Origin of the sequence: Marinobacter alkalisoli, from assembly GCF_045449855.1 — a bacterium.
Lineage (GTDB): Bacteria > Pseudomonadota > Gammaproteobacteria > Pseudomonadales > Oleiphilaceae > Marinobacter.
The window spans coordinates 201,169-224,191 of sequence record NZ_JBJJLC010000005.1; the positions used below are offsets into that span (position 1 = coordinate 201,169).

17 protein-coding genes are annotated in these 23,023 nt (G+C 57.7%); 8 read left to right on the forward strand and 9 right to left on the reverse strand.

What is annotated here, in order from left to right; genetic code table 11:
* Positions 1 to 15 precede the first annotated feature (15 nt).
* Genes ACJO5Y_RS03055 through ACJO5Y_RS03065 form a run of 3 tightly spaced genes read right to left on the reverse strand, consistent with a single transcriptional unit; the run spans position 16 to position 3,864 of the window.
* Positions 16 to 1,011, reverse strand: a complete 996-nt coding sequence (locus ACJO5Y_RS03055; protein WP_406984950.1) for a type I asparaginase — start codon at positions 1,009 to 1,011, stop codon at positions 16 to 18.
* Entirely contained in the window at positions 1,008 to 2,411 is a 1,404-nt protein-coding gene (locus tag ACJO5Y_RS03060; protein WP_406984951.1) for an aspartate ammonia-lyase, read from the reverse strand. The genes ACJO5Y_RS03055 and ACJO5Y_RS03060 overlap by 4 nt, the downstream gene beginning before the upstream one ends.
* On the reverse strand, positions 2,389 to 3,864 hold the full coding sequence (locus ACJO5Y_RS03065; protein WP_406984952.1) for an alanine/glycine:cation symporter family protein: 1,476 nt from the start codon (positions 3,862 to 3,864) through the stop codon (positions 2,389 to 2,391). The genes ACJO5Y_RS03060 and ACJO5Y_RS03065 overlap by 23 nt, the downstream gene beginning before the upstream one ends.
* Before the next feature lie 161 nt (positions 3,865 to 4,025).
* Here ACJO5Y_RS03065 and ACJO5Y_RS03070 point away from each other — a divergent pair, with 161 nt between their 5' ends.
* Together ACJO5Y_RS03070 and ACJO5Y_RS03075 are read left to right on the forward strand one after the other, a co-directional pair.
* The gene (locus ACJO5Y_RS03070) at positions 4,026 to 4,856 is read left to right on the forward strand and encodes a helix-turn-helix domain-containing protein (RefSeq protein WP_406985032.1); all 831 of its coding nucleotides are present in this window, start codon (positions 4,026 to 4,028) and stop codon (positions 4,854 to 4,856) included.
* Positions 4,857 to 4,888: 32 nt separating this feature from the next.
* Positions 4,889 to 5,494 (forward strand): GNAT family N-acetyltransferase, encoded by a 606-nt coding sequence (locus tag ACJO5Y_RS03075; protein WP_406984953.1) that lies wholly within the window; start codon positions 4,889 to 4,891, stop codon positions 5,492 to 5,494.
* An 89-nt stretch (positions 5,495 to 5,583) separates the two neighbouring features.
* Here ACJO5Y_RS03075 and pyk read toward each other — a convergent pair whose 3' ends face one another.
* Together pyk and gap are read right to left on the reverse strand one after the other, a co-directional pair.
* On the reverse strand, positions 5,584 to 7,032 hold the full coding sequence (gene pyk / locus ACJO5Y_RS03080; protein WP_406984954.1) for a pyruvate kinase: 1,449 nt from the start codon (positions 7,030 to 7,032) through the stop codon (positions 5,584 to 5,586).
* Positions 7,033 to 7,100: 68 nt separating this feature from the next.
* Positions 7,101 to 8,105: a type I glyceraldehyde-3-phosphate dehydrogenase gene (gene gap / locus ACJO5Y_RS03085; RefSeq protein WP_406984955.1), complete on the reverse strand. Its 1,005-nt coding sequence runs from the start codon at positions 8,103 to 8,105 to the stop codon at positions 7,101 to 7,103.
* Positions 8,106 to 8,274: 169 nt separating this feature from the next.
* Here gap and edd point away from each other — a divergent pair, with 169 nt between their 5' ends.
* The 4 genes from edd to ACJO5Y_RS03105 all read left to right on the forward strand — a co-directional run bounded on the left by edd (position 8,275) and on the right by ACJO5Y_RS03105 (position 13,340).
* On the forward strand, positions 8,275 to 10,095 hold the full coding sequence (edd, locus tag ACJO5Y_RS03090; protein ID WP_406984956.1) for a phosphogluconate dehydratase: 1,821 nt from the start codon (positions 8,275 to 8,277) through the stop codon (positions 10,093 to 10,095).
* Positions 10,092 to 11,057 carry a glucokinase gene (locus ACJO5Y_RS03095; protein WP_406984957.1) on the forward strand — a complete coding sequence of 322 codons (966 nt, stop codon included), beginning with the start codon at positions 10,092 to 10,094 and terminating at the stop codon, positions 11,055 to 11,057. The genes edd and ACJO5Y_RS03095 overlap by 4 nt, the downstream gene beginning before the upstream one ends.
* Before the next feature lie 154 nt (positions 11,058 to 11,211).
* Entirely contained in the window at positions 11,212 to 12,732 is a 1,521-nt protein-coding gene (locus ACJO5Y_RS03100; RefSeq protein WP_406984958.1) for a sensor domain-containing diguanylate cyclase, read from the forward strand.
* A complete protein-coding gene (locus ACJO5Y_RS03105; RefSeq protein WP_406984959.1) occupies positions 12,729 to 13,340 on the forward strand; it encodes a uracil-DNA glycosylase family protein in 612 nt (203 codons plus the stop codon). Before ACJO5Y_RS03100 ends, ACJO5Y_RS03105 begins: the two co-directional genes overlap by 4 nt.
* On the opposite strand, the gene ACJO5Y_RS03110 is transcribed toward ACJO5Y_RS03105, so the two are convergent.
* Positions 13,315 to 15,069 carry an ABC transporter substrate-binding protein gene (locus ACJO5Y_RS03110; RefSeq protein WP_406984960.1) on the reverse strand — a complete coding sequence of 585 codons (1,755 nt, stop codon included), beginning with the start codon at positions 15,067 to 15,069 and terminating at the stop codon, positions 13,315 to 13,317. The two genes, ACJO5Y_RS03105 and ACJO5Y_RS03110, sit on opposite strands and share 26 nt — an antisense overlap.
* Positions 15,070 to 15,456: 387 nt before the next feature.
* On the opposite strand from ACJO5Y_RS03110, the gene ACJO5Y_RS03115 reads away from it, so the two are divergent.
* Entirely contained in the window at positions 15,457 to 16,626 is a 1,170-nt protein-coding gene (locus ACJO5Y_RS03115; RefSeq protein ID WP_406984961.1) for a porin, read from the forward strand.
* 169 nt (positions 16,627 to 16,795) lie between these two features.
* Here the strand turns inward: ACJO5Y_RS03115 and glpD are convergent, their stop codons facing one another.
* Both glpD and ACJO5Y_RS03125 read right to left on the reverse strand, forming a co-directional pair.
* On the reverse strand, positions 16,796 to 18,325 hold the full coding sequence (glpD, locus tag ACJO5Y_RS03120) for a glycerol-3-phosphate dehydrogenase (RefSeq protein ID WP_406984962.1): 1,530 nt from the start codon (positions 18,323 to 18,325) through the stop codon (positions 16,796 to 16,798).
* Between the two features lie 202 nt (positions 18,326 to 18,527).
* Positions 18,528 to 19,286, reverse strand: coding sequence for a DeoR/GlpR family transcriptional regulator (locus ACJO5Y_RS03125; protein ID WP_406984963.1), 759 nt, complete (start codon positions 19,284 to 19,286; stop codon positions 18,528 to 18,530).
* A gap of 205 nt (positions 19,287 to 19,491) precedes the next feature.
* On the opposite strand from ACJO5Y_RS03125, the gene glpK reads away from it, so the two are divergent.
* The gene (gene glpK, locus ACJO5Y_RS03130; protein ID WP_406984964.1) at positions 19,492 to 20,964 is read left to right on the forward strand and encodes a glycerol kinase GlpK; all 1,473 of its coding nucleotides are present in this window, start codon (positions 19,492 to 19,494) and stop codon (positions 20,962 to 20,964) included.
* Here glpK and ACJO5Y_RS03135 read toward each other — a convergent pair whose 3' ends face one another.
* Positions 20,965 to 22,848 (reverse strand): sigma-54-dependent Fis family transcriptional regulator, encoded by a 1,884-nt coding sequence (locus ACJO5Y_RS03135; RefSeq protein WP_406984965.1) that lies wholly within the window; start codon positions 22,846 to 22,848, stop codon positions 20,965 to 20,967.
* Positions 22,849 to 23,023: the final 175 nt, after the last annotated feature.

Below are 23,023 nucleotides of genomic sequence, written 5' to 3' on the forward strand. Positions count from 1 at the left end.
ACCATGCCGCCCGTCTCACTCTCCACTATCCCCACACAATGGCTGCATCAGGCCATTCCGGAGTTCCTGCCCCTTATGCCCTGTGGCCAACAGGTAGTGCAGCTTGGCGAAGGCGGCCTCTGGTGTCAGATCCGAGCCGGGAATAACGCCGATTCTGTCCAGCGCCGCGCCGGTTGCGTAGGCGTTTTGGGAAACCGGGCCTTGCAGGCATTGGGTGATGTTCAGGATGGTGATCCCCTGGTTGACGCCATATTCCAGGGCCTGGATCAGGTCGGGGTTGGCGTCTGGCGGGTTACCGGCGCCGTAGCTGTGGAGGATCAGGCCCTGAAGACCTGGCAGTGCCAGTGTCGCCTGGATCAGCTCGGCGGGAATGCCAGGATAGAGGGTGAGTGCTGCCACGGCCCGGTTGTCGAATTCCGGTATATGGAAGTCCGGATGGCCTGGCGGTAGCAGCCTTTCGTCCCGAAGCCTGATTTCAATGCCAGCCTCGCCGAGCCAGGGTGCATTGGGGGAGTCGAATGCGCTGAGCCCGTTGGTGCTGATTTTCCGTGCCCGGTTGCCACGGAGCAGGCGGTTGCGGAAGTAGATGCAGACCTCCCGGAGATGTGGCATGGCCGCCATGGCGAGAGCGGAGGTCACGTTATCCAGGGCGTCGCTCCGGTCCTGGTCCAGGGGAATCTGGGCACCGGTGAGGATCACGGGTTTGTCGCAACCGCGGAGCATGTAGGAGAGGGCCGAGGCGGTGTAGGCCATGGTGTCCGTGCCGTGAAGCACCACAAAGCCGTCGTAGCTGTTCCAGTGGCTCTCCAACACCCGGGCTATGCCGGTCCAGTCCGATGGGGTGAGGTTGGCGCTGTCGATCAGTCGGTCCAGTTCGATGACGTCCAGACCCGGCAGGTCAAGGTGCCTCTGCAGTCGGCCCCGGAAATCCGGGCTGGGCACGTACCCCTTGCCGGAGGCCACCATGCCGATGGTGCCCCCGGTGTAGACCACCAGCACCTTGCGGTTCATGCGCTGTCTCCGATCGGGGCGAGCATAGAACGGGGGCTGAGCAGGCGGTCCAGTTCCTCCGGGTGCAGCAGCGCCTCGGCCAGCACCAGCTCACGCACGGTGGCCCCGGAGTTCAGGGCCTGGGCGGCAATGCGGGTGGCATTGGCGTAGCCAATCCGGGGTACCAGCGCGGTGATGATGCCAATACTGTTGTCCAGGTGGCGGGCGCACTGTTCGACATTGGCGCGGATATCCTTGATGCAGCGCTCGTCGAGCATGGTGCAGGCGGATTCCAGCATTTTCATGGAGTTCAGCAGGTTGTAGACAATCAGCGGCTCCATGGCATTGAGCTGCAACTGGCCGGCCTCCGCTGCCATGGTGACGGCCAGGTCGCTGGCGATCACCTGGTAGGCGGTCTGGTTGACGGCTTCCGGGATCACGGGATTGACCTTGCCGGGCATAATCGAAGAGCCCGGCTGCCGTGCTGGCAGCATGATTTCGCCGAGCCCGGTTCTTGGCCCGCTGGACAGCAGCCGAAGATCGTTGCACATTTTGCCGAGCTTGACGGCAAAGCGCTTGAGTATTCCCGAGAACAGCACGAAGGCGCCCATGTCGGAGGAGGCTTCCACCAGATTGCTGGCGGACACCACCGGTTTGCCGGAGATCTCCGCCAGGTAGCGCACTGCCAGGGCCTGGTAGCGGGGCGGGGTGTTGATGCCGGTGCCAATGGCGGTACCGCCCAGGTTCACCTCACACAGCAACAGGCTGGCTTCGTGCAGGCGGTCGATATCCTCGCCCAGGTTGACGGCAAAGGCCTCGAACTCCTGCCCCAGGGTCATGGGCACGGCGTCCTGTAACTGGGTGCGCCCCATTTTTACCACGTCAGCGAATTCGCGGCCCTTTGCCTCCAGGCGCTCCTTCAGCCGGATGATGGCCCGCTCCAGGGGGGCGGCAGCGAACTGGACTGCGAGGCACACCGCTGTCGGGTAGGCGTCGTTGGTGGACTGGGAACGGTTGACGTCGTCGTTGGGATGCAGGTGCTGATAGTCCCCGAGACCATGGCCCAGCTTGGTCAGTGCCAGGTTGGCAATCACCTCGTTGGCGTTCATGTTGGTGGAGGTGCCGGCTCCACCCTGGATCAGGTCTACCACGAACTGATCGTGCAACTGGCCTGCGACGATGTCGTCGCAGGCCTCCACGATAGCGTCCGCCTTGTGGGGGGCGAGTACCCCCAGGTCCCGGTTGGCCAGTGCGGCGGCCTTCTTGACCATTGCCAGTGCACGGACAAAATCCGGGAAGTGGCTTATGGGCACGCCGGTGATGGCGAAGTTGTCCAGGGCGCGCTGGGTCTGGATGCCGTACCAGGCGTCTGCGGGCACCGCCAGGTCGCCCAGGAGATCATGTTCGAGACGGGTGTTCATTGGTGTCTATTTCCTGCGAGGTGATGCGTTCAAGATCTTCGGGCTCGATGGTCCAGGCGGCGGCGTCCACGTTCATATCCTTGAAGCGGGCGGCGTCGAACACCGGTTGTTCAATGCCGGCGGCGATCTGCTGGTCAAAATCCTTCAGCACGCGCAGGCCGGGTTTGAACAGGCACAGCAGGGCGATCAGGTTGACCAGGGCAAGCAGCCCCATGGTGACATCGGCGAATCCAAAGACAGTGCCCAGGTCGGTGGTGGCGCCCCAACACACCAGGCCGATGACGGCTACCCGGAAGATATTGAAGAATTTCAGGTTGGCGGAACTGAAGAAGCTGATGCTGTTCTCGCCCAGGTAGTAGTTGTAGAGGATGGTGCTGAACCCGAACAGCAGCAGTGCAATACTCACAAAGCTGCGGCCCCAGTCGCCGACATGATCTGCCAGGGCAGACTGGGTCAGCGCCACGCCGCCCACATCGCCCATGCCCGCCGGCTCGTAGATGCCGCTGAGCAGGATGATGAACGCGGTGGAGGAGCAGATGATCAGCGTGTCGATAAACACCGAGAACGATTGCACCACGCCCTGGTTGGCCGGGTGGGGCACATAGGCAACCGCTGCCACGTTGGGGGCACTGCCCAGGCCTGCCTCGTTGGAGAACAGCCCACGCTTGACGCCCATCATGATGGCTGCGCCAATGCCGCCGCCAACAACCGGCTCAAGCCCGAAAGCGCTGTTGACGATGAGCATGAATACATCGGGGATCTGCTCTAGGTTTAGGGCAAGCACGACCGTGGTAATCAGCAGGTAGCCGCCCGCCATGATCGGGACCAGGAACTCGGTCACACGGGCTATGCGCTTTACCCCGCCGAAGATGATCACACCCACCAGCACCGCCAGTGCAATGCCGGTCGCAACGACTGGCACCCCAAAGGCGTCGTCCACGGAGGTGGCCACGGCGTAGGACTGCAGCGCGGTAAAGCCGAAACCGAAGGTCATCAGCAGCAACACCGAGTACACGCCCGCCAGCCATTTCCATTTCGGGCCCATGCCTCGGGCGATGTAGTGTGCCGGGCCACCGCGGTAGGTGCCGTCGGCCTCTGCCTGCTTGTAGGTCTGGGCCAGGGAGCATTCGAGGAAACTGGTGGCCATACCCATCAGGCCAACGACCCACATCCAGAAAACCGCGCCGGGGCCGCCGAGGGTGATGGCCACCGCCACGCCTGCGATGTTTCCCCCGCCGACACGGCCGGCGACAGACAGTAACAGGGCCTGGAAAGAACTGAGATGGCCGTGTTTGTCTCGCTGGAAAGCCTGGCTGGCACTAAGGATGCGAAACATGCGGCCAAAGTAGCGGAACTGGACGAAGCGGGAAGCAACGGTAAAACCGATGCCAACGGCAACGAGCAGGGCAATCAGGACCTTGCCCCAAAGCAGGTCATTGAGTAACTCCAACATAGGGAACTCCGGTGGTTGTTTTTATCAGGAGGTTTTATTTAACCAGCCCGGGGCGACTGGTAGAATTCGTAGACTGGCGTCAACATGGTGCGATCTGGCGCACCATTAGCGCCAACACGCACCAGCGCAGGCTGGCGCTTCCGGATGAGAGGGTGAACACGATGGATGATGCCGGCACGCATCAGGACCTGGCTCAGAACCTCAGGTTGCTGTGCAGCTACTACAAGTCGATTGCGGAGGTGTGCCGTCGTCTGGACATCAACCGCCCGCAATTTAACCGGTACCTCAGTGGTCAGCACAGGCCCTCGGCGAATATCCTGCGTCGCCTGTGTGACTTCTTTGGGGTTGATGAACAGGAAATCCTGCTGCCGCACTGGCAGTTCCAGCGGCTGGTGCGGGTAAGGCCTGTTCCCGAGAAGAAACGGCAGGGGAATGATGACACCCTCCTCGAACACCTGGATCAGTTGGGGCAGGAGGGGCGCAACGATATAGATCGCTACCTCGGCTATTATTATGAGTACTATTTGTCGATGTCGACGCCGGGCAAGCTGCTGCAGAACCTGGTCTGCCTGGAACGTCGGGGCGACCAGGTGGTGTTCCAGCGTACCGAGCGGATGCGTCCCAGCAAGCACGAACCGTACTGTCACAACCAATATCAGGGGGTGGCCTACCTGCTGACGGACCGGTTGTTCCTGGTGGACTATGAAACCCTGAATCGCCACGAAATCACTCAGACCATCCTGTTCCCCAGCTTCCGGAACCGGTTGAGCCGGCTCACCGGGCTCAAGATCGGTGTGTCTGATAACAGCGAACGGATGCCCTGTTGTGCCCGGGTGCTCTATGAATACCTGGGACCCGACGTGCGGGTGCGTAAGGCTCTCGCGAGCTGCGGCCTGCACGATTTACGGGAAGACGCCCTGGATCCCTCCATCCTGGAGGCGGTTCACAACGACATGGTGGCGGGGGAGTTCCTGTTTCGCGCTCGGCATTGATCGGAAATGTACCCAATAAAAGGAATGTTGACATGATGGATGAGAATCGATGGCTTCGGGATGTAGTGCTGGAGTCCGAAACAGTCAAGCTGGCTCCACTGCACAGGAACCACGCTGACGCACTGGTGGAAGCGGCGTCAGACGGTCAGCTTTGGAGTCTGTGGTTTACCGGCGTGCCCGGACGAGACACCATTCACAGCTACATTGAAAAAGCGTTATCTGAAAAGGACGCGGGCAGGGCGTTACCGTTCGTCGTCATTGAAAAAGTGTCCAACAAGATCATTGGCTCAACACGTTTTTGTAATGCAGATAGCCAGAACAATCGCGTCGAGATTGGTTACACCTGGTACGCCAAAAGCTATCAACGGTCCCCGATGAATACGGAGTGCAAACTGCTGTTGTTGGGCCATGCTTTTGAGGATCTGAATGCCATAGCTGTGGAGTTCCGTACCCATTGGCATAATCTGGAGTCCAGGGCTGCGATTGCGAGATTAGGTGCGAAGCAGGATGGGGTTTTACGTAACCATCAAAGAATGCCGGATGGTGGCTACCGTGACACGGTCGTATTTTCCATCATCAATCTTGAGTGGCCTGTTGTGCAACAAAGCCTGATGCACAAGCTGGATTCATACCGTTAACAGCAGTGGTTAGCGTGAATCTCAGTGAGGTATTTGGTGCTGGGCGCCAGGGAGTGCTCGCACTCCCCTTTGCCCCCGGGACAGAATAATCAGCGAATATCCTGCCCAACCCGAACAATCTTCATGGTGTTGGTTCCACCCTGGGCGTTCACGTAATCGCCCTTGGTCATCACCACCAGATCGCCTTCCTTTACCACATTCCGGTTGATCAGCTCGGAGATCGCCAGCGCGTTGGTGCGCTCGTTAGGGATCTTGGCCGAGTCGAACGGAACGGTCTGAACGCCCCGGAACAGCGCAACCCGGTGCTGGGTGGAGTGGTGACGGGAAAAGGCGAAAATCGGCAGGCTCGATTTGATGCGGGACATCAATCGTGGCGTGGCGCCGGTTTCCGTCATACAGATGATCGCTGACACACCATCCAGGTGGTTGGCTGCGTACATGGCAGACAGCGCAATGGCTTCGTCCACCTTCTCCATGCTCTCGTGAATCCGGTGCTTCGACTGGTGCATGGAAGGCTGCTTTTCAGCGCCCAGGCAGATGCGCACCATGGCTTCCACCGCTTCTACCGGGTAGTCGCCTACGGCGGTTTCCGCGGACAGCATCACCGCATCGGTGTAGTCCATGACGGCGTTGGCCACGTCTGAAACCTCAGCCCGTGTGGGCATGGGGCTGGTAATCATCGACTCCATCATCTGGGTGGCGGTGATGACAGCGCGGTCCAGTATCCTGGCGCGGGAAATAATGTGTTTTTGCACACCAACAAGTTCAGCGTCGCCAATCTCCACCGCCAGGTCACCACGGGCAACCATCACGGCATCGGAGGCTTCAATCACCGCATCTAGGGCTTCCACGTCATGGGCCAGTTCCGCACGCTCGATCTTGGCGACCAGTCCCGCATCGGAACCGGCTTCCTTCAGTAGCCGGCGGGCGATGTGCATGTCTTCTGCGGTTCGAACGAAAGACACCGCCACGTAGTCTGCACCAAGGCGAGCCGCCGTCACGATGTCCTGTTTGTCCTTTTCAGTCAGCGCGTCGGCGGAGAGGCCGCCGCCACGCTTGTTCAGGCCCTTGTTGTTGGACAGGGGGCCGCCAATAAGGACTTTGGAGGTAATGCTGGTGGCGTTTACCGAGGTCACTTCCATCTCGATGCGGCCGTCATCCAGAACCAGGATATCGCCGGGTTCCACGTCCTCAATGAGTTGCTCGTAATCGATACCGACGCGCTCTTCGGTGCCGGCTTCTTTGTCCATTGCGGCGTCCAGGATAAACGTCTGGCCTGCCTTCAGGGTGACTTTGTTCTCTGTAAAGCGGGCGATACGCAGCTTGGGACCCTGAAGGTCCGCCAGAAGCGCCACGAAGCGATTCTGGCTGGCTGCCGTTTCGCGGACGCGGCGAGCGCGGTTGATGTGTTCTTCGGCGCTGCCGTGGGAGAAGTTAAGCCGGGTTACGTCAACGCCTGCTTCAATAATGGCGGCGAGGGATTCCGGGGAGTCGGTTGCGGGGCCGAGGGTGGCGACGATCTTGGTACGCCTGAGCATGTTTGTTGTCCTTTGGTTGATGGGAGGCATTCCGAATAGGCTAGCGGATGTTCGCCAGCCGACCAACTTTACTGGCCGGCTTTGATCAGAGCGATGGCATTATCCAGCATTCTGTTCGAAAAGCCCCACTCATTGTCGTACCAGGCCATGACTTTTACGTGACGGCCCAGCACCCGTGTGTGGTTGGCGTCAAAAACACTGGAGAGCGCGTTATGGTTGAAGTCCACGCTGACCAGTTTTTCGGTGTTGTAACCCAGAATCGGGCTGTCCTGCGCTGCCACCCTGACTGCTTCATTAATTTCTTCAACGGAGGTTTCCCGGTTCGCAATGAAGCCGAAGTCAACCAGCGATACGTTGATGGTGGGTACCCTTACCGCCAGTCCGTCCAGCTTGCCGTTAAGCTCGGGAATGACCTTGCCGATGGCGGCGGCCGCGCCGGTCTTGGTGGGAATCATCGACTGGGTTGCCGAGCGGGCCCGGTACAGGTCTGAGTGGTATACATCGCTCAGTTTCTGGTCATTGGTGTAGGAGTGAATGGTGGTCATCAGACCGCTTTCGATACCGACAGCCTTATGGAGCGCTTCTGCCACCGGTGCCAGGCAGTTGGTGGTGCAAGACGCGTTGGAGATAATGTCATGACTGGCAGTCAGGCTGTCGTGGTTAACTCCGTAAACCACGGTGGCGTCGGCATCGGGCGAGGGCGCGGAAATGATCACCTTGCGGGCGCCAGCTGTCAGATGTGCCTGAGCCTGGGCACGTTGTGTGAAGAGCCCGGTGCACTCGAGGACCACGTCAATATGGAAATCTTTCCAAGGCAACTCTTCGGGGTCGCGGATGGCGGTAATGGCGATGCGATCGCCGTTAACGGTCAGCGATTCTGCGTCATGGTTGACCACACCGTCAAAACGGCCATGAACGCTGTCATACTTGAGCAGGTGTGCGTTGGTTTCAGCGTCGCCCAGATCGTTGATGGCGACGACCTGAATCTGATCCCGGTAGTTGTTTTCATAAAGGGCGCGAAGGACATTGCGGCCTATGCGACCAAAACCGTTGATTGCGATGCGAATAGTCATTCTCTGACTCCTCTTGTGGTTATTTTTTGTTCGATTCCTGATTGTGATGTAGTAAATATAACAACAAAAAGAGAAGAAATGAACGTTTAATGGGTGAAATCATCCAATAAAGAAAGTAAAATTACGTCTAAAAATGACGATATTAATAATATTTGCTATGGAGCCCGCCATGCACCCGATCGTTGACAAGGTTACACAGAGAATCATTGAGCGCAGCCGTGCCAGCCGGCAGGACTATCTCAACCGCATGAACGAACTCAAGGCCCAGTCGCCGCACCGGAGCTCTCTCTCCTGCGGAAACCTGGCCCATGGTTTCGCCGCCTGCAGTCAGGGGGACAAGGACACCCTGAAGTTCATGAACAAGGCGAATGTGGCCATGGTTTCTGCCTACAACGATATGCTTTCGGCCCATCAGCCCTATGAAAAGTTCCCGGATGTGATTCGTGAGGCGGCCCGGGGTATGGGGTCGGTTGCCCAGGTTGCCGGCGGCACACCCGCCATGTGTGATGGTGTGACCCAGGGCCAGCCGGGTATGGAGCTGAGTCTGTTTTCCCGGGATACCATCGCCATGAGTACGGCGGTGGCCCTGAGTCACAATATGTTTGATGCCACGATGCTGCTGGGTATCTGTGACAAGATTGTGCCGGGCCTGCTGATCGGCTCCCTGAGCTTTGGCTACCTGCCGACTATTCTGGTGCCCGCCGGCCCGATGCCTTCAGGGCTTCCCAATAAGGAGAAACAGCGGATTCGTCAGTTGTATGCGGAAGGCAAGGTGGGCAAGGACGAGTTGCTGGAGGCCGAGAGCAAGTCCTACCACAGTCCGGGCACCTGCACCTTCTACGGAACCGCCAACAGCAACCAGCTTCTGGTGGAAGTGATGGGGCTGCATTTGCCGGGCGCGGCCTTTGTAAACCCGAATACACCACTGCGTGACCAGCTCACCCGTGCCGCTACAGAGCAGGTCATCAAACTGTCCAAGCCCCACGGCGGCGAGCTTGGTCTGGGCGACATGGTTGACGAGAAGAGCATTGTGAATGCCCTCGTTGCACTGCTGGTGACCGGTGGCTCCACCAACCATACGATTCACTGGATCGCCATTGCCCGGGCAGCGGGCATCATCATCGACTGGAATGATTACGCGGAGCTGTCTTCCGTTGTGCCATCAATGACCCGCATTTACCCCAACGGCCAGGAAGATGTAAACGCGTTCCACGAGGCTGGCGGCACGCCGTTCCTGATTCGCGAGCTGCTGGATGCCGGCTACCTCCACAACGACGTGGAAACGGTGGTAGGGTATGGCCTTGATCGCTATGCCCAAATGCCGGATCTGGAAGGCGATCAACTGGTCTGGCAACCAGCGCCCGAAAAAAGCCTGCTGCCCGATGTGCTCAGCTCCGCGGCGGAGCCGTTTGCGCCGGATGGCGGGCTGAGGGTGCTGGACGGTAATCTGGGCCGGGGTGTGATCAAAGTGTCTGCCGTCGCGCGTGAGCATAGGATGGTGGAAGCGCCCGCGGTGGTATTCAACGATCAGAACGACCTGAAAGCAGCGTTTGAATCCGGCAGCCTCGACAAGGACTGCGTGGTGATTGTCCGCTTTCAGGGGCCCAAATCCAACGGCATGCCCGAGCTACACAAGCTGACGCCATACCTGGGGGTCTTGCAGGATCGGGGGTTCAAGGTCGGCCTGGTGACCGACGGCCGCATGTCCGGCGCCTCTGGTAAAGTACCTGCCGCCATTCACGTCTACCCCGAAGCGCTGGACGGCGGTCCACTTGCCAGGGTCAGGGATGGTGATCTGGTCTGCCTGGATGCCGAGCGGGGCAGGTTGTCCATCGAGGTGGAGCCACAGGAATTTGCGGCCCGTGAACCTGTAAAAGCAGATCTGACCGGGTATCATCACGGCTACGGTCGGGAGCTGTTTGGCTGGATGCGTCGTGCGGCCAGCAACCCCGAGGAAGGCGCCAGCTTTTTCTGGAATCACGAGGCATGACGGCAACACATTACTCCCTGGTGGGTGATATCGGTGGCACCAATGCGCGCTTTGCACTGGTAGAGCGTGGCAGTTTCCAGCCCCAGGCTATCGAGATCCTGGCCTGTGGTGACTACCGTAACCTCGACCATGCGGTAACTGAGTATCTCGCCAGGGTAGGGGTTTCCGAGGTCGGAGAAGCCTGCCTTGCGGTGGCGTCCCCGGTGACGGGGTCGCGGGTGCGGATGACCAACAATCACTGGTGTTTTGATACCGATGAGATCCGCCGGCAGTTCGGGTGGCGGACCTTCAAGGTGATCAATGATTTCACTGCCATGGCTCTGGGCGTTCCTCACGTTCCGGAAGAGCATCTTGTGCATGTTTGCGGCGGACCTGGCGACAGCCGCCGTGCAAGGCTGGTGATGGGGCCGGGGACCGGTCTTGGGGTATCCGGTCTGGTGCCAATCAACGAAGGTTGGGTACCGCTGATGACCGAGGGCGGGCATGTGGATTTTGCACCCACCGATGAAGACGAGATGGCAATCCTGCGAATTCTGAAAGCCCGTTTTGGCCGGGTGTCCGTGGAGCGAATACTCTGTGGGCAGGGGTTGCTGAATCTCTACCAGGCTCACGCCGAGATACAGGGCGTTCCAGCGGCATTGGACGCACCGGAAAAAGTCACGGCAGCGGCGCTGGAGGATAACGACGCACTGGCCCGCCATACTCTCCGCCATTTCTGTGAACTGCTGGGCAGGGTGGCCGGCAATGGGGTGCTGACCCTCGGGAGTACCGGGGGCGTGTACCTGTGTGGCGGTATTCTGCCCCGCTTCCTCGACTTCTTTCTGGAAAGTCCGTTCCGCAATGGCTTTGAGGATAAGGGGCGCATGCGACCATTGCTGGAGGCTACGCCGGTGTATGTGGTGACCGAGCCATACACTGGGCTGCTGGGAGCAGCGGAAGCACTGACAAACCCGGAGGTGTGAGCGGATGGTTCCATGCCGGGATTACCAGTCATACGAGGCCGGTGACCGTCGACGGTCTGGCCGTGACCAAAGGAAGAGTCTACTCTGGAGGTAATAGGTGCGGGCAGATACAGACGTACCAAATTGCCATCAATACGAGTAGTCATTACCTGGCATGGAATTGTTACTTTCCCATTTCGCCCGCACATTGTCGGGCGCCGAAAACCTTGAACAACTCACTCGCCCCATTCTTTTGCTGTTGCAACGCATTACCGGCCTGGAATCCACCTACCTGACGATGATTGATGAATCGCAAGGCGTTCAGGTCATTCTTTTCGCGGACAACTCCGGAAGTATCAATCTCCCGGAAGGTATGCAGGTTCCCTGGTTGGATACCCTGTGCAAGCGCGCAATGGATGAAAAGCTGTACTTTACCGAAGACGTCGAGAGTGTCTGGGGTGATTCCGAGGCTGCTCGGGAGCTGGGCCTGAAGACCTATCTCTCTGTTCCCGTCAGTAATCTTGATGGCAGCATCTACGGCACCCTCTGCGGTGCGAGCAGTCGCGCCACGAAGGTGGATCAGGAAATGTTTGATCTACTGGAACTCTGCTCCGAGCTGATTGCCTATCAGATTGCCAGGGACGCTGCTGCCAAGGCCTCCATCCGTCGGGCCAATGCGGCCGAGAAAAAGCTGGAATCACTGGCGCTGATTTCTGACATCGGTGAATTGTGTTTTCGGTCGGATACCCTTAATTCCGCGTTGATACATACCGCTTCCATGCTCGAGAAACGTGGGGGCTGGTTCAGGGCAGTGCCGTTTGTCCGAAGTGGCCAGAGGGTCAGCGCCCTGGTTCAGGCTGACAGCGCCTGGTTGGAGGTTGTTAAAGAGACCGATGCCCTGATCCCGCTAACGGATGCGCTATTCGACAATGTCCACCCTGACCCGTTTGTCAGTGCTCATGGGCCGAGAGCACTGGGAATGTTTCCTCCAGAGGCTGGATTGTCAGGCGATGCCAGTGCCGCACTGGTCAGTGTTGAGACAGCGGAGGGCCGGGTGGCGGGTATTCTGCTGATTCTTGAGCAGGTGCCGGCGGAACCGGAAAACGACCGGCAGATGATCATCAGTTGTTCCAATTACCTGTCTCTGCTGGCTGAGCGGACAGAGTATTTCGCGCAGCTTGAACGTGCCAACCAGGAACTCTCGGTGTATGCCCTTCATGACCCGTTGACAGGGCTGGCCAATCGTCGTTATGTGATGGAGGAGCTGGCGCGCATGCTGGCTGCTACCCATCGAAATGGCGGCAGTGTACATGTTGCCTTTATCGATCTGGATGAATTCAAGCAGATTAACGATGAGCACGGGCACGATGCGGGTGACCACGTTCTGCAGTGCATGGCAAAGCGATTGCGGGAGGTGATCCGTTCCGGGGATTTGGTCAGTCGTTATGGCGGTGACGAATTTGTGGTGTTGTCGGCGGGCAGGGCGGGGGAAGATCGATCTGGCCTGGAGGCTTTCCTTGACCGACTGAGGTCAGCGACCCGGGGACAGTTCGAGCTGCCGGAACTGACTCTGGATTATGCCGGGGCAAGTGTGGGTGGGGTGACCAGCCGCGCTGGCGAAAGTGATCCGGACAAACTGCTGGCGAGGGCGGACGAGGCCATGTATGCGATCAAGAGGGCCAGGAAGGTGTCATGACAGAACTCTACCCATCGCTGTCGTTCGACGAACTGGTCGCCAGAGTTCGCCGATGCACCCTTTGTGAAGAGCATTTGCCACTGGGGCCGAGACCGGTGGTGCAGCTCAGTGAATCCTCGCGGATACTGGTGGTCGGGCAGGCACCGGGCCGGCGGGTTCATGAAACCGGGTTGCCGTTCAATGACCCCAGTGGCGACCGGCTGCGGGATTGGATGGGGATTAGTCGTGAGATCTTCTACGATGAGAGCAAGCTGGCGATATTGCCCATGGGGTTCTGTTACCCCGGTACCGGCAAGTCCGGTGATCTCCCACCGCGTCCCGAATGCGCGCCAGCCTGGCGGGAAGCGTTGCTGGTACGGCTAAAACACATAGAACTGACACTGGTCATCGGGCAGTATGCCCATGCCTGGCACTTGTCGGGCCCGAAGAAGTCGGTGACCGACAATGTGAAGGGCTGGGAAAAAGACTGGCCCAGGGTGTTGCCGCTGCCTCATCCCAGCCCCCGAAACAATATGTGGCTACGGCGTAATCCCTGGTTTGAAAAGGATGTTATTCCCGAATTGCGGCAACGGGTTGGGGATATTATCGGGCGTCTTCCCACCGGGTGAGCAGCTCTTCATAACGTATGGTTTTTCCGGGTGGTTTCTCGTTCTGAAGCTTCGGTTTCGGGGCGCCGGGCTGGGCCAGCCACCAGTCACGGCCCTTGGCTTCACCGTCCGGGACAATGCGTGGGCCGCAGTTGTTCACCGAAAAATTTCTCTCCATAACGGCCATAGCCCTGTCCTGACTCTCTGCCAACTTGTCCATCGCCTGCTGTGCGGTGCGTTCCCCGGACATGGCGTCGGCAATGTTCGGCCACCAGAGTTTTGCCAGCTTAGGGTAGTTGGCGATGTTCACGCCGGTTGGTGTCCAGGCCTCCCGTGCTGGGCTGCGATAGAATTCGACAAGCCCGCCCAATTCAGCGCTTTTCTGCTGCATTTCCGGCGAATTCAGGTCAGATTCCCGAATCGGTGTCAGCCCCACGAGGGTTTTCTGCAGTGACACGGATTTGGAAACTGTAAACTGGGCATAGAGCCATGCGGCTTTCTGCCGGCGATCGCTCATTACCCGCGGAATGGTCCAGGCTCCCACATCCTGGTAACCCAGCTTCATGCCGTCAGACCAATAGGCGCCGTAAGGGGAGGGGGCCATTCGCCATTTGGGTGTGCCGTCCTGGTTTACCACCGGAAGCCCCGGCTTTGTCATATCGGAGGTAAAGGCGGTGTACCAGAAAATCTGCTGGGCTATCTGCCCCTGGGCGGGTACCGGCCCTGCCTCAGAAAAGTTCATGTCCGGAGCTTCCGGCGGAGCATAGTTTTTTAGCCAGTCTATGTACTGTTGCAGTGCGTAGACCGCCGCTGGCCCATTCGTTGCACCACCTCTTTCGACCGACGAGCCCACGGGGTGGCATTCCTCCATCCGAATGCCCCATTCGTCTACAGGCAGGCCATTGGGTAGGCCGGGGTCGCCGGCGCCCGCCATGGATAACCAGGCATCCGTAAAGCGCCATCCCAGTGACGGGTCTCGCTTGCCGTAGTCCATATGCCCGTATACCCGCTTGCCATCGATTTCCTTCACATGAACCGTAAAGAACTCGGCGATGTCTTCGTACGCAGACCAGTTCAGCGGTACACCCAGTTCGTAGCCGTATCGCTCGCGGAATTCCGCGCGCAGTTCAGGGCGCTGGAACCAGTCATAGCGGAACCAGTAAAGGTTGGCGAATTGTTGGTCAGGCAATTGGTAAATCTTGCCGTCAGGTCCTGTCACAAAGCTCAGGCCGATAAAGTCTTCCAGATCCAGGGTGGGAAGGGTGAAAGCCTTGCCTTCACCTTCCATGTAATCACTCAGTGCCAGTGCCCAGCCGGTGCGGGAGTGTGTTCCGATCAGGTCTGAATCGTTGACGAAGGCATCGTATCGCCCTTTTGCGGCCATGATCCGTTGCAGATTGACCTGCCGGATAACCTCGCCTTCCGGCTTCAGATCGTGGGTTACCTTAATGCCGGTTATCTCCAGGAATGCCCGTGCGAGAACCTCGGATTCATAGCGATGGGTGGCCAGATTTTCGGAGAGCACCGAAATTTCGAGGCCCTCCAGAGGCTCTGCCGCCGCGGCAAACCATGCGAGCTCTTCAGCCTGCTCCCTGGGCGATAGGGTCGAGGCCTGTAGATGCCCTGAAACCCATCGTTCGATGACCTGTCGCCGCTCTTCCGGTAACGCGTTCAAAGTGTCAGATGCGTGGCTGACAGCGTTGAAATAAAACAGACAGAAGATTGCAGCGACAACTGGCCAATTCTTCATGGGACACCTTTTTTGTTGTTTGTTTTACTACCTAAAGGAGCCTAATGTTCGATTTTGGGTTCGTCAACGAAAATTTCGTAATCGATTGCTAAGAGTGGATAATGTTAATAAAAACATGTTAGTACAGTTATTTTGGCGAGATGTTTGCCATCATGGTGTGGTGAGTTCGAAAAAAATAATGTTCTAAAACTTTCTATTTTTTCTGTTGCGCGCTAAGTTTGTGGGGTCTCGAAAACAGGAAACGGCCACAGACCGTAATGAATGTTCGGGATGACAGTGCCCATCACTCCGAAGGGTTGCCGTAAAGTACTGAAAAAACGCTTAATATGGCTGTCACAGCGATGGAGGGGTGGGCCGGAACATATCTAACAATAATAGGAAGCTATCATGATCGAAAATAAACATCGCACAAATACAATAATGACAACTGCAAACCCGATGCGACGTTCCGCGCTTGCAATTGGTGTTGCCCTGGTTGCCGGTGGTCTTGCTGCTCCCGCCGCAGCCGAGCTTTCATTTGAGGCGGACAGCGGGTGGAAATTCGGTGTAAATGGCCACATTCCCGTCTTCGCCCTCATGAGTGATAACGATAATCTGGAAGAAGATGCTTTCCGTATCACGACGGGCTTCAATCCGGCCACTGCGCAGTTCAACGTGCATGCGCCTACTCAGTTTGGTCTGGATGTCTCTGGTCACTTTCAGTTGAACAGTCATCTCGCCGGTGCGGATGGTGTTCAGAACTCGGGCTTCGGGCGTGTTGATTTCGGCCGTCAATCCGGGGTGGAAAGCCGGGTCGCCGAGATTGCTGTAAGCGGGATTTTCGGGGCTCTTAATATCGGTAAGGGATTTGGAATCTACGGCACACCCGCGATTGGTGACGCCGGCAGTGGCATGGGCGTTGGTTTATTCAGCCCGAACCAGGGTGATGCCACTGCGGGCAGGATCGGCAATGGCTACTTCTATGCTAACTTTAACCCGCGAGTAATCTACACCTCACCGGATATGGGTGGTCTGCAATTTAAAGTTGGCGCGTTCCAGCCTGAGAAGCCAGAAGGCAATACCGATGCGCTGACCGAAGCACCGCGCCTTGAGGCAAACGTCGTCTGGGCCAGTGACATGGTGACTTTGTGGACCAGTGGTTTTACCCAGGCTATTGACTCCAATGACCCTGCCGTTGATGACTTCACCATGAATGGTATCGACTTTGGGGGAGCGCTTGCACTGGGGGACCTGGGCGTACGTGCGAATTATGCCACGACACAGGGTACCGGTAACTTTGTCTTCGGTGGCCATGGTTTTGCCGGTGGCGCACAGGAGGAGGATGCGGATCAGTGGTACGTTGAGGGTACCTATGGCATTGGTCGTGCAACTCTTGGGGCAAGCTATGGTGAAGGCTCCGATGACCTGACCGACATCGACACCGATATGACCATGATTTTCGCCCGTTACAAGGCTACTGATGCATGGACCATACTGGCCGAAGTTCAGGACTTCTCCAGCGATGCTCCCGACAGTGACTACAGCGCTGTTATCGTAGGCTCACAACTTACATTCTAAAGAGCTGCAGACATTGCTCCCCCCGGGATCCAGAGGGAGGGGCGTAAGCCAGGTGCCTCGGGGCATCTGGCTTTTTTTATCTCGGGAAAAGTTCCGGGTGTTCCAGATGGTCTACGCAAAAAACTCCGGGCGGTAAAACCGGCCGGAGCAAAGTGCTTGGGGGAATGAGTCAGGCGCTGTGGTGGAGAGCAACAGTCTGTGGTTTCGGGGTGGCCTGAGCCGACAGATACCTGTCCAACTCGCGGACATCTTCTTCAGTGGCGTACAGCCCCTGCTTGGTGCGGCGCCAAAGTATGTCCTCTGACGTCATTGCCCATTCGTGTTTGATCAGGTATTCCACTTCCCGTTCATAGAGCGTACCTGCAAACCGGGAGCCAAGGTCCTGAACGGATTTCGCGCTGCCCAGAATGTGATAGGCGTTGGTTCCATAGGTGCGCACATAACGGCTGTAAACGACTTCTGGAAGCCACGGATAATCCGCTGATATGCGAGCTTCCAGGGTGTCGTGATTTTCAAAGTCGCCACCGGGGAGAACGCTCTTTTTGGTCCAGGGGCCTCTGGCGTGGGGGAAGTACTGGCACAGCTTGTCGGTAGCGGCTTCTGCCAATTTGCGATACGTTGTGATCTTGCCGCCAAATACCGAGATAACCGGGGCCTTGTCCTTTTCCGCGCTGACTTCAAACGAGTAGTCGCGGGAGGCTTTCTTGGCGTCACCCTCTTCATCGTCCATCAGCGGGCGAACACCGGAATAGGACCAGATTACATCGCTCTCTGTCAGTTGGCGCTTGAAATAAGAGTTAACAATATCCAGTAGGTATTTGGTTTCTTCCGGTGAAATTTTTGCTTTCTTCGGATCGCCTTCGTAGTCCACATCGGTTGTACCAACCAGGGAGAACTCGTCTTCGTAAGGGATAACGAAAACAATACGCTCGTCTTCGTTCTGGAGAATGTAGGCCTCTGTTTCACGGTTCAGGCGGGGAACTACAATGTGGCTGCCCTTGACCATGCGAATGATTTTCGGAGCCTTCATGGCGAGGCTCTCACTGAACAAGCTGCTTACCCAGGGGCCGGAGGCGTTCACAATAACTTTGGCCGACACATGGTGGATGCTGTCGTTGTTCATGTCCTGAAGCGATACATTCCATGAATCCGCTCCGCGCTCGGCATTGATGCACTTGGTTCTGGTTAGAATGGTCGCACCGTATTCCTGTGCCTTCTTGGCCGTAAGCACCACCAGGCGGGCGTCGTCGACCCAACCGTCGGAATATTCGAACCCTTTGGTTATGTCAGACTTGAGCGGGTCTTTTTCATCGAACCTGATGGACCGCGACCCGGGCAGGACTTCCCGCTTGGCAAGGTGGTCATAGAGGAACAGCCCCATTCTGATCATCCAGGCAGGGCGAAGGTGAGGGCGGTGGGGCAGCCGGAAGCGCATTGGCCACATGATGTGGGGAGAGTTCCGCAGCAGGGACTCTCTCTCTGCCAGGGCTTCCCGCACCAATCGGAACTCATAGTGCTCCAGGTATCGTAATCCGCCATGGATCAGCTTGCTGCTGCTGGAGGATGTCGCCGAGGCGAGATCATTCATTTCGCACAGCAACACCTTGAGACCCCGGCCCGCAGCATCCATTGCGATCCCCGTTCCGTTAACGCCGCCGCCCACAACGACAACGTCAAATTTATTGTTCTCCTCGGTCATCTTGTGTCATCTCCTGACGCCAATGAAAGACGCTTCCGGGCGCTCTTTCCGGTTTTCACAGAAACGTGTTCGTATATTATGCGAAAGCAAAGTATATTCGTAAAGGAAAATAAAGAAAAAAAACGAAAAGATGCACTCGGATAAGTCAGAGGCTATTCCGAATAGCCTTCAGAAAGCGAAAGGGGTAATCAGCGGGGAACGGTCAGACCAGGTGCAGTTCCACGTTGTTCTCGCGCAACAACTGGCGGATCTCAACGGGAGGCGGCTCGTCGGTAAACACGTGATCGGCCTGGGCAATGCTGCCAAGACGAACCATGGCGTTGCGGCCAAACTTGGAGTGGTCGGCGGCGAGTAAAACCTGGCCGGAATTTTCGATAATGGACTGGGCGACGCGGACTTCCCGGTAATCGAAGTCAAGCAATGAGCCGTCAGCGTGAATGCCGCTGATCCCTATGATGCCGAAGTCCATCTTGAATTGATTGATAAAGTCCCGGGTGGCTTCACCCACAATACCGCCATCGCGATTCCGGACTTCACCGCCGGCGATGATGATGTGGAAGTCTTCCTTGGCGGAGAGGATGGAGGCCACGTGCAGGTTGTTGGTCACCACCTGAAGGTTGTTTTTTTCGAGCAGGGCCTTGGCGATGGTTTCCGTGGTGGTTCCGATGTTGATGAACATGGAGGAGTTGTCCGGAATCATCTCCACCAGGGCCTCGGCGATACGCTCCTTGGCTTCCAGGTCCATGATCTTGCGTGCCTGGTAGGCGGTGTTCACCGTGCTGGAATCGATGCCGGCACCGCCGTGGTGGCGACGGAGTTTTTTCTGACTGGCCAGATCGTTCAGATCCCGGCGAATGGTCTGCGGTGTGACTTTAAACTGGTCCACCAGCTGTTCTGTGGTGACAAAGCCGTTTTGCTGGATCAGCTCCATGATCAGATCCTGCCTGCGTCGCTGTGCCATTCAACCTCCTCCGGCGTCCGGTTTTTCTGTAACGAACGAATTAGCGATTTCACGCCCTCGCTCAGTCTAGAGTGTTTTGCGTCTTTGTGCAGCCTTTTTAGGAGGTTGTGGAGCTTGGGGCGTTTCCCGCTAGCGAAAAGGGTTGGCTTTTATTTTCAAAAAGGTAAAAATACGAAAAAATAAGAACACCCGAGGAAAAACAACTATGACTCAGTACATTCTGTCGATCGACCAGGGAACCACCAGTTCCCGTGCCATTCTTTTTACTTTGGACGGCAACATACACGCCACCAGCCAACAGGAATTCCCTCAGCATTTCCCGGCCAGTGGCTGGGTTGAACACGATCCGGAAGATATATGGCGTACCGTGCGGGAAACCTGCGACGACGTCATGGCTGAAGGCTGTAACGAAAATGACGAGGTAGTGGCTGTCGGCATAACCAATCAGCGCGAGACCACGGTGCTCTGGGACCGGGCGACTGGGCAAGCGGTATACCCGGCCATCGTCTGGCAGGACCGCCGGACAGCCGACTGGTGTGAATCTCTCAAGAAGCAAAGTCTTGAACCATCGGTAAACAACAAGACCGGGCTGCTGATTGATCCCTATTTTTCGGCCACGAAAATACGCTGGGTGCTGGACAACGTACCGGGCGCGCGCGACCGTGCGGAGAAGGGCGAGCTGGCGTTTGGTACCATCGACAGCTTCCTGTTGTGGCGGCTGACCGGCGCAAAGGTGCACAGGACCGATGCCACCAATGCCAGCCGCACCATGTTGTTCAATATTCATACCCAGGAGTGGGATGCGGAACTGCTGGATCTGTTCGGGGTTCCGGAGTCCCTGTTGCCTGAAGTGATGGATTCTGCTGCGGACTTTGGCCAGATCGTCGGTAACGGGCGGCTGAACGGTACTTCGGTTATGGGCATGGCAGGAGACCAGCAGGCGGCTCTGTTCGGGCAGACCTGCTTCGAGACAGGAATGGCAAAAAGCACCTACGGGACCGGCTGCTTTCTGATGCTGAATACTGGCGACAAGGCACTGACGTCGGAGCACCGCCTGCTGACCACCGTGGCCTATCGTTTGAATGGCAAACCGGTCTACGCGCTGGAAGGCAGTATCTTTATCGCCGGTGCTGCCATCCAGTGGTTGCGCGATGGCCTGCAATTGATCAGAGATGCATGCGAGACCGAGCCGCTAGCCGAAGGCACGCCGGTGGACCACGGTGTCTATCTGGTACCGGCCTTCACCGGCCTGGGCGCCCCTTATTGGGACCCCAATGCCCGGGGCGCCATTTTCGGGCTGACCCGGGATACCGGTATCAAGGAAATTGTGACCGCAGGCCTGCAATCGGTTTGTTACCAGACCAAGGATCTGCAGAAAGCCATGGAAAAGGACGGGATCCGGCCCATCACCCTGCGTGTGGATGGTGGCATGGTTGCCAACAACTGGGTGTTGCAGTTCCTGGCGGATATTCTCGGGGCGCGCGTCGACAGGCCGGCGCTGGTGGAGACCACTGCCCTCGGAGCAGCCTATCTGGCGGGCCTGCAGGCCGGTGTTTACAAATCCCTGGAGGATCTGAGCAGCATGTGGTGCTGTGACCGAAGCTTCGAGGCAGTGATGACCAAGGCCCAGCGCGATAAGCTATACGATGGCTGGATTACGGCCATTCGTAAGCTCTGATTACCTCACCCCAAGATCCCGAAGACGTTTGTACAGGGTGTTGCGACTGACATCCAGCTCCCTGGCGGCGCGGGATACGTTCCCCATGCACTGCCGATAGACCACGAGAGTTTGGTTCATAGTGTCGTTGGCCTGGGGCGTTTCGCGGAACGACGAGGCATCGAATACCGGTTTTCGCTCCGCTTCCTGTTGCCCCCCATATTCCCCAAGAAAGTCTTCCGGCAGGTGCCAGAGCTGCACTTCGTCGCCGTCTGCAATGGCGACAGCGACACGGATGATATTCACCAGCTGGCGGATGTTGCCAGGCCAGGGATGGTTTTCCAGTGCCGCCATCACCTCTGCGTTCAGGGTGGCCGGCAGGCCGTCATCGCGATGCTCCTGGTAGATTCTGCGGATGAGCTCGCGCTTGTCCATCCGCTCCCGTAGCGGCGGGAGTTCAAGGCATAGCCCATTGATGCGGTAATAGAGGTCGGCGCGGAATTCACCGCTAGTGATCCGGTCGGATAACGGGCGGTTGGTTGCTGACACCAGTAGAATGTCCACCGGGATGCGTTCTGTCGACCCCACCGGCGTGACTTCCCGTTCCTGTAGCACCCGCAGCAGCCTGGACTGGGCAGCAAGCGGCATTTCACCGATTTCGTCAAGGAACAGGATGCCCTTGTCGGCTTTTCGTATCAGGCCAAGGGAGCCCTGGGCACGGGCGCCGGTGAACGCACCGGCCTCGTAACCAAAGAGCTCGGATTCGACGAGTTCCGGAGGGATGGCGGCACAGTTGACCGACACCAGGGGCTGATCACGCCGTCCGCTGGTTCCATGCAGGGCCTTGACCATCACTTCCTTGCCAACACCGGTTTCGCCACAAATCAGTATCGGAACCCCCCGCTCCAGAACCTTGCTCGCCTGGTCAGAGCAGCGTCGGACCACTGGGTCGCCATGCTCGATATCCTCCAGGGAAACCCCCATGTTACGAGGCGCTGATGGCCTCGGGCGGGGCACCGGGCGGGATGACTTCGGGCCGGTGGCGGCCACCGATACCGGTCGTTTCAGGAGCCCCGACAGTCGTACCCGTTGGGTGGTGGTGAGCTGGATAGGTGCGTTGTGGGAATGGTTCAGTACCAGGTTCCGGTTTTCGATAAACAGTGAGCTCAGGTTGCGTGCGGAAAGTGGTTCACCGAGCAATTGGTCGGCCCGCTGATTGGAGGCGATAACGCGGCCACTCTGGTCAAACGCGATCAGGCCGGACCAGGGGCTGTCGATGTTGTCTGCCGTGGTGTTGAGAGTAAGGATGAAGTGGTCGCCACCCAACTGCCTGACGATCAGACGGTTCTCAACGGATTGCGACAGCAGCCGGACCATTCCCAGGGTGTGGGCCTGGGGCAGATAGGCGTCACTGAAGGCGCTGAGTACACCCACCAGGGTTCTGTCCGTATCGAAAATGGGGGCAGCGGAACTGATGATGCTGCGATTCAGCTTGAGAAAATGTTCGTTTCGCTGCACCTGTATCGGCGATCGGGTGGCAATGGACGTGCCGATGGCGTTGGTACCGGCATAGCGCTCATGCCAGCTTGCGCCCGCGCTGAACCAGGGGCGCAGATGGCTTTCGGTAATGCGCCGGTCGCCCCAGCCCTTCAATACCTGCGCGTCGGAATCCGTGAGCAGGATCAGGCAGCGACTGTTGGACATGATGTTGTTGTAGTAGGGCAGCACTTCCGTTTCTGTTGTGCTCAGTAATGCCTCGTAGTCCTGTTCCAGTGCTTCACGTGCCTTGTCGTCAAGGTTCGCCGGCGCCGGTTCATGGTCGTGATGGAGGCCATAATCGATACAGCGGTTCCAGGAATCGGCAATGATGGACCGGTATTCGGCCCGTTCGTGTTGTTTTTTCACGCGCGTCCTCCGCGTTCCTGCAGTTTCGTTTTGTTTTTGTGGCGGCTGTCAGGGCCTTTCGCTGACGCGAATCTGTTCGCAATGGTGTTCAATAATGTGCTCATTGACTGTTCAGGTCAATGCTCAAACTGAACAAAAAGTTTGATAACGAACATTTTAATTTTCAGTAAAGAAC

Coding starts and splice junctions, on each gene's coding strand:
- ACJO5Y_RS03055 (WP_406984950.1), bottom strand. CDS start 1,011: ATGAACCGCAAGGTGCTGGTGGTCTACACCGGGGGCACCATCGGCATG.
- ACJO5Y_RS03060 (WP_406984951.1), bottom strand. CDS start 2,411: ATGAACACCCGTCTCGAACATGATCTCCTGGGCGACCTGGCGGTGCCC.
- ACJO5Y_RS03065 (WP_406984952.1), bottom strand. CDS start 3,864: ATGTTGGAGTTACTCAATGACCTGCTTTGGGGCAAGGTCCTGATTGCC.
- ACJO5Y_RS03070 (WP_406985032.1), top strand. CDS start 4,026: ATGGATGATGCCGGCACGCATCAGGACCTGGCTCAGAACCTCAGGTTG.
- ACJO5Y_RS03075 (WP_406984953.1), top strand. CDS start 4,889: ATGATGGATGAGAATCGATGGCTTCGGGATGTAGTGCTGGAGTCCGAA.
- pyk (WP_406984954.1), bottom strand. CDS start 7,032: ATGCTCAGGCGTACCAAGATCGTCGCCACCCTCGGCCCCGCAACCGAC.
- gap (WP_406984955.1), bottom strand. CDS start 8,105: ATGACTATTCGCATCGCAATCAACGGTTTTGGTCGCATAGGCCGCAAT.
- edd (WP_406984956.1), top strand. CDS start 8,275: ATGCACCCGATCGTTGACAAGGTTACACAGAGAATCATTGAGCGCAGC.
- ACJO5Y_RS03095 (WP_406984957.1), top strand. CDS start 10,092: ATGACGGCAACACATTACTCCCTGGTGGGTGATATCGGTGGCACCAAT.
- ACJO5Y_RS03100 (WP_406984958.1), top strand. CDS start 11,212: ATGGAATTGTTACTTTCCCATTTCGCCCGCACATTGTCGGGCGCCGAA.
- ACJO5Y_RS03105 (WP_406984959.1), top strand. CDS start 12,729: ATGACAGAACTCTACCCATCGCTGTCGTTCGACGAACTGGTCGCCAGA.
- ACJO5Y_RS03110 (WP_406984960.1), bottom strand. CDS start 15,069: ATGAAGAATTGGCCAGTTGTCGCTGCAATCTTCTGTCTGTTTTATTTC.
- ACJO5Y_RS03115 (WP_406984961.1), top strand. CDS start 15,457: ATGATCGAAAATAAACATCGCACAAATACAATAATGACAACTGCAAAC.
- glpD (WP_406984962.1), bottom strand. CDS start 18,325: ATGACCGAGGAGAACAATAAATTTGACGTTGTCGTTGTGGGCGGCGGC.
- ACJO5Y_RS03125 (WP_406984963.1), bottom strand. CDS start 19,286: ATGGCACAGCGACGCAGGCAGGATCTGATCATGGAGCTGATCCAGCAA.
- glpK (WP_406984964.1), top strand. CDS start 19,492: ATGACTCAGTACATTCTGTCGATCGACCAGGGAACCACCAGTTCCCGT.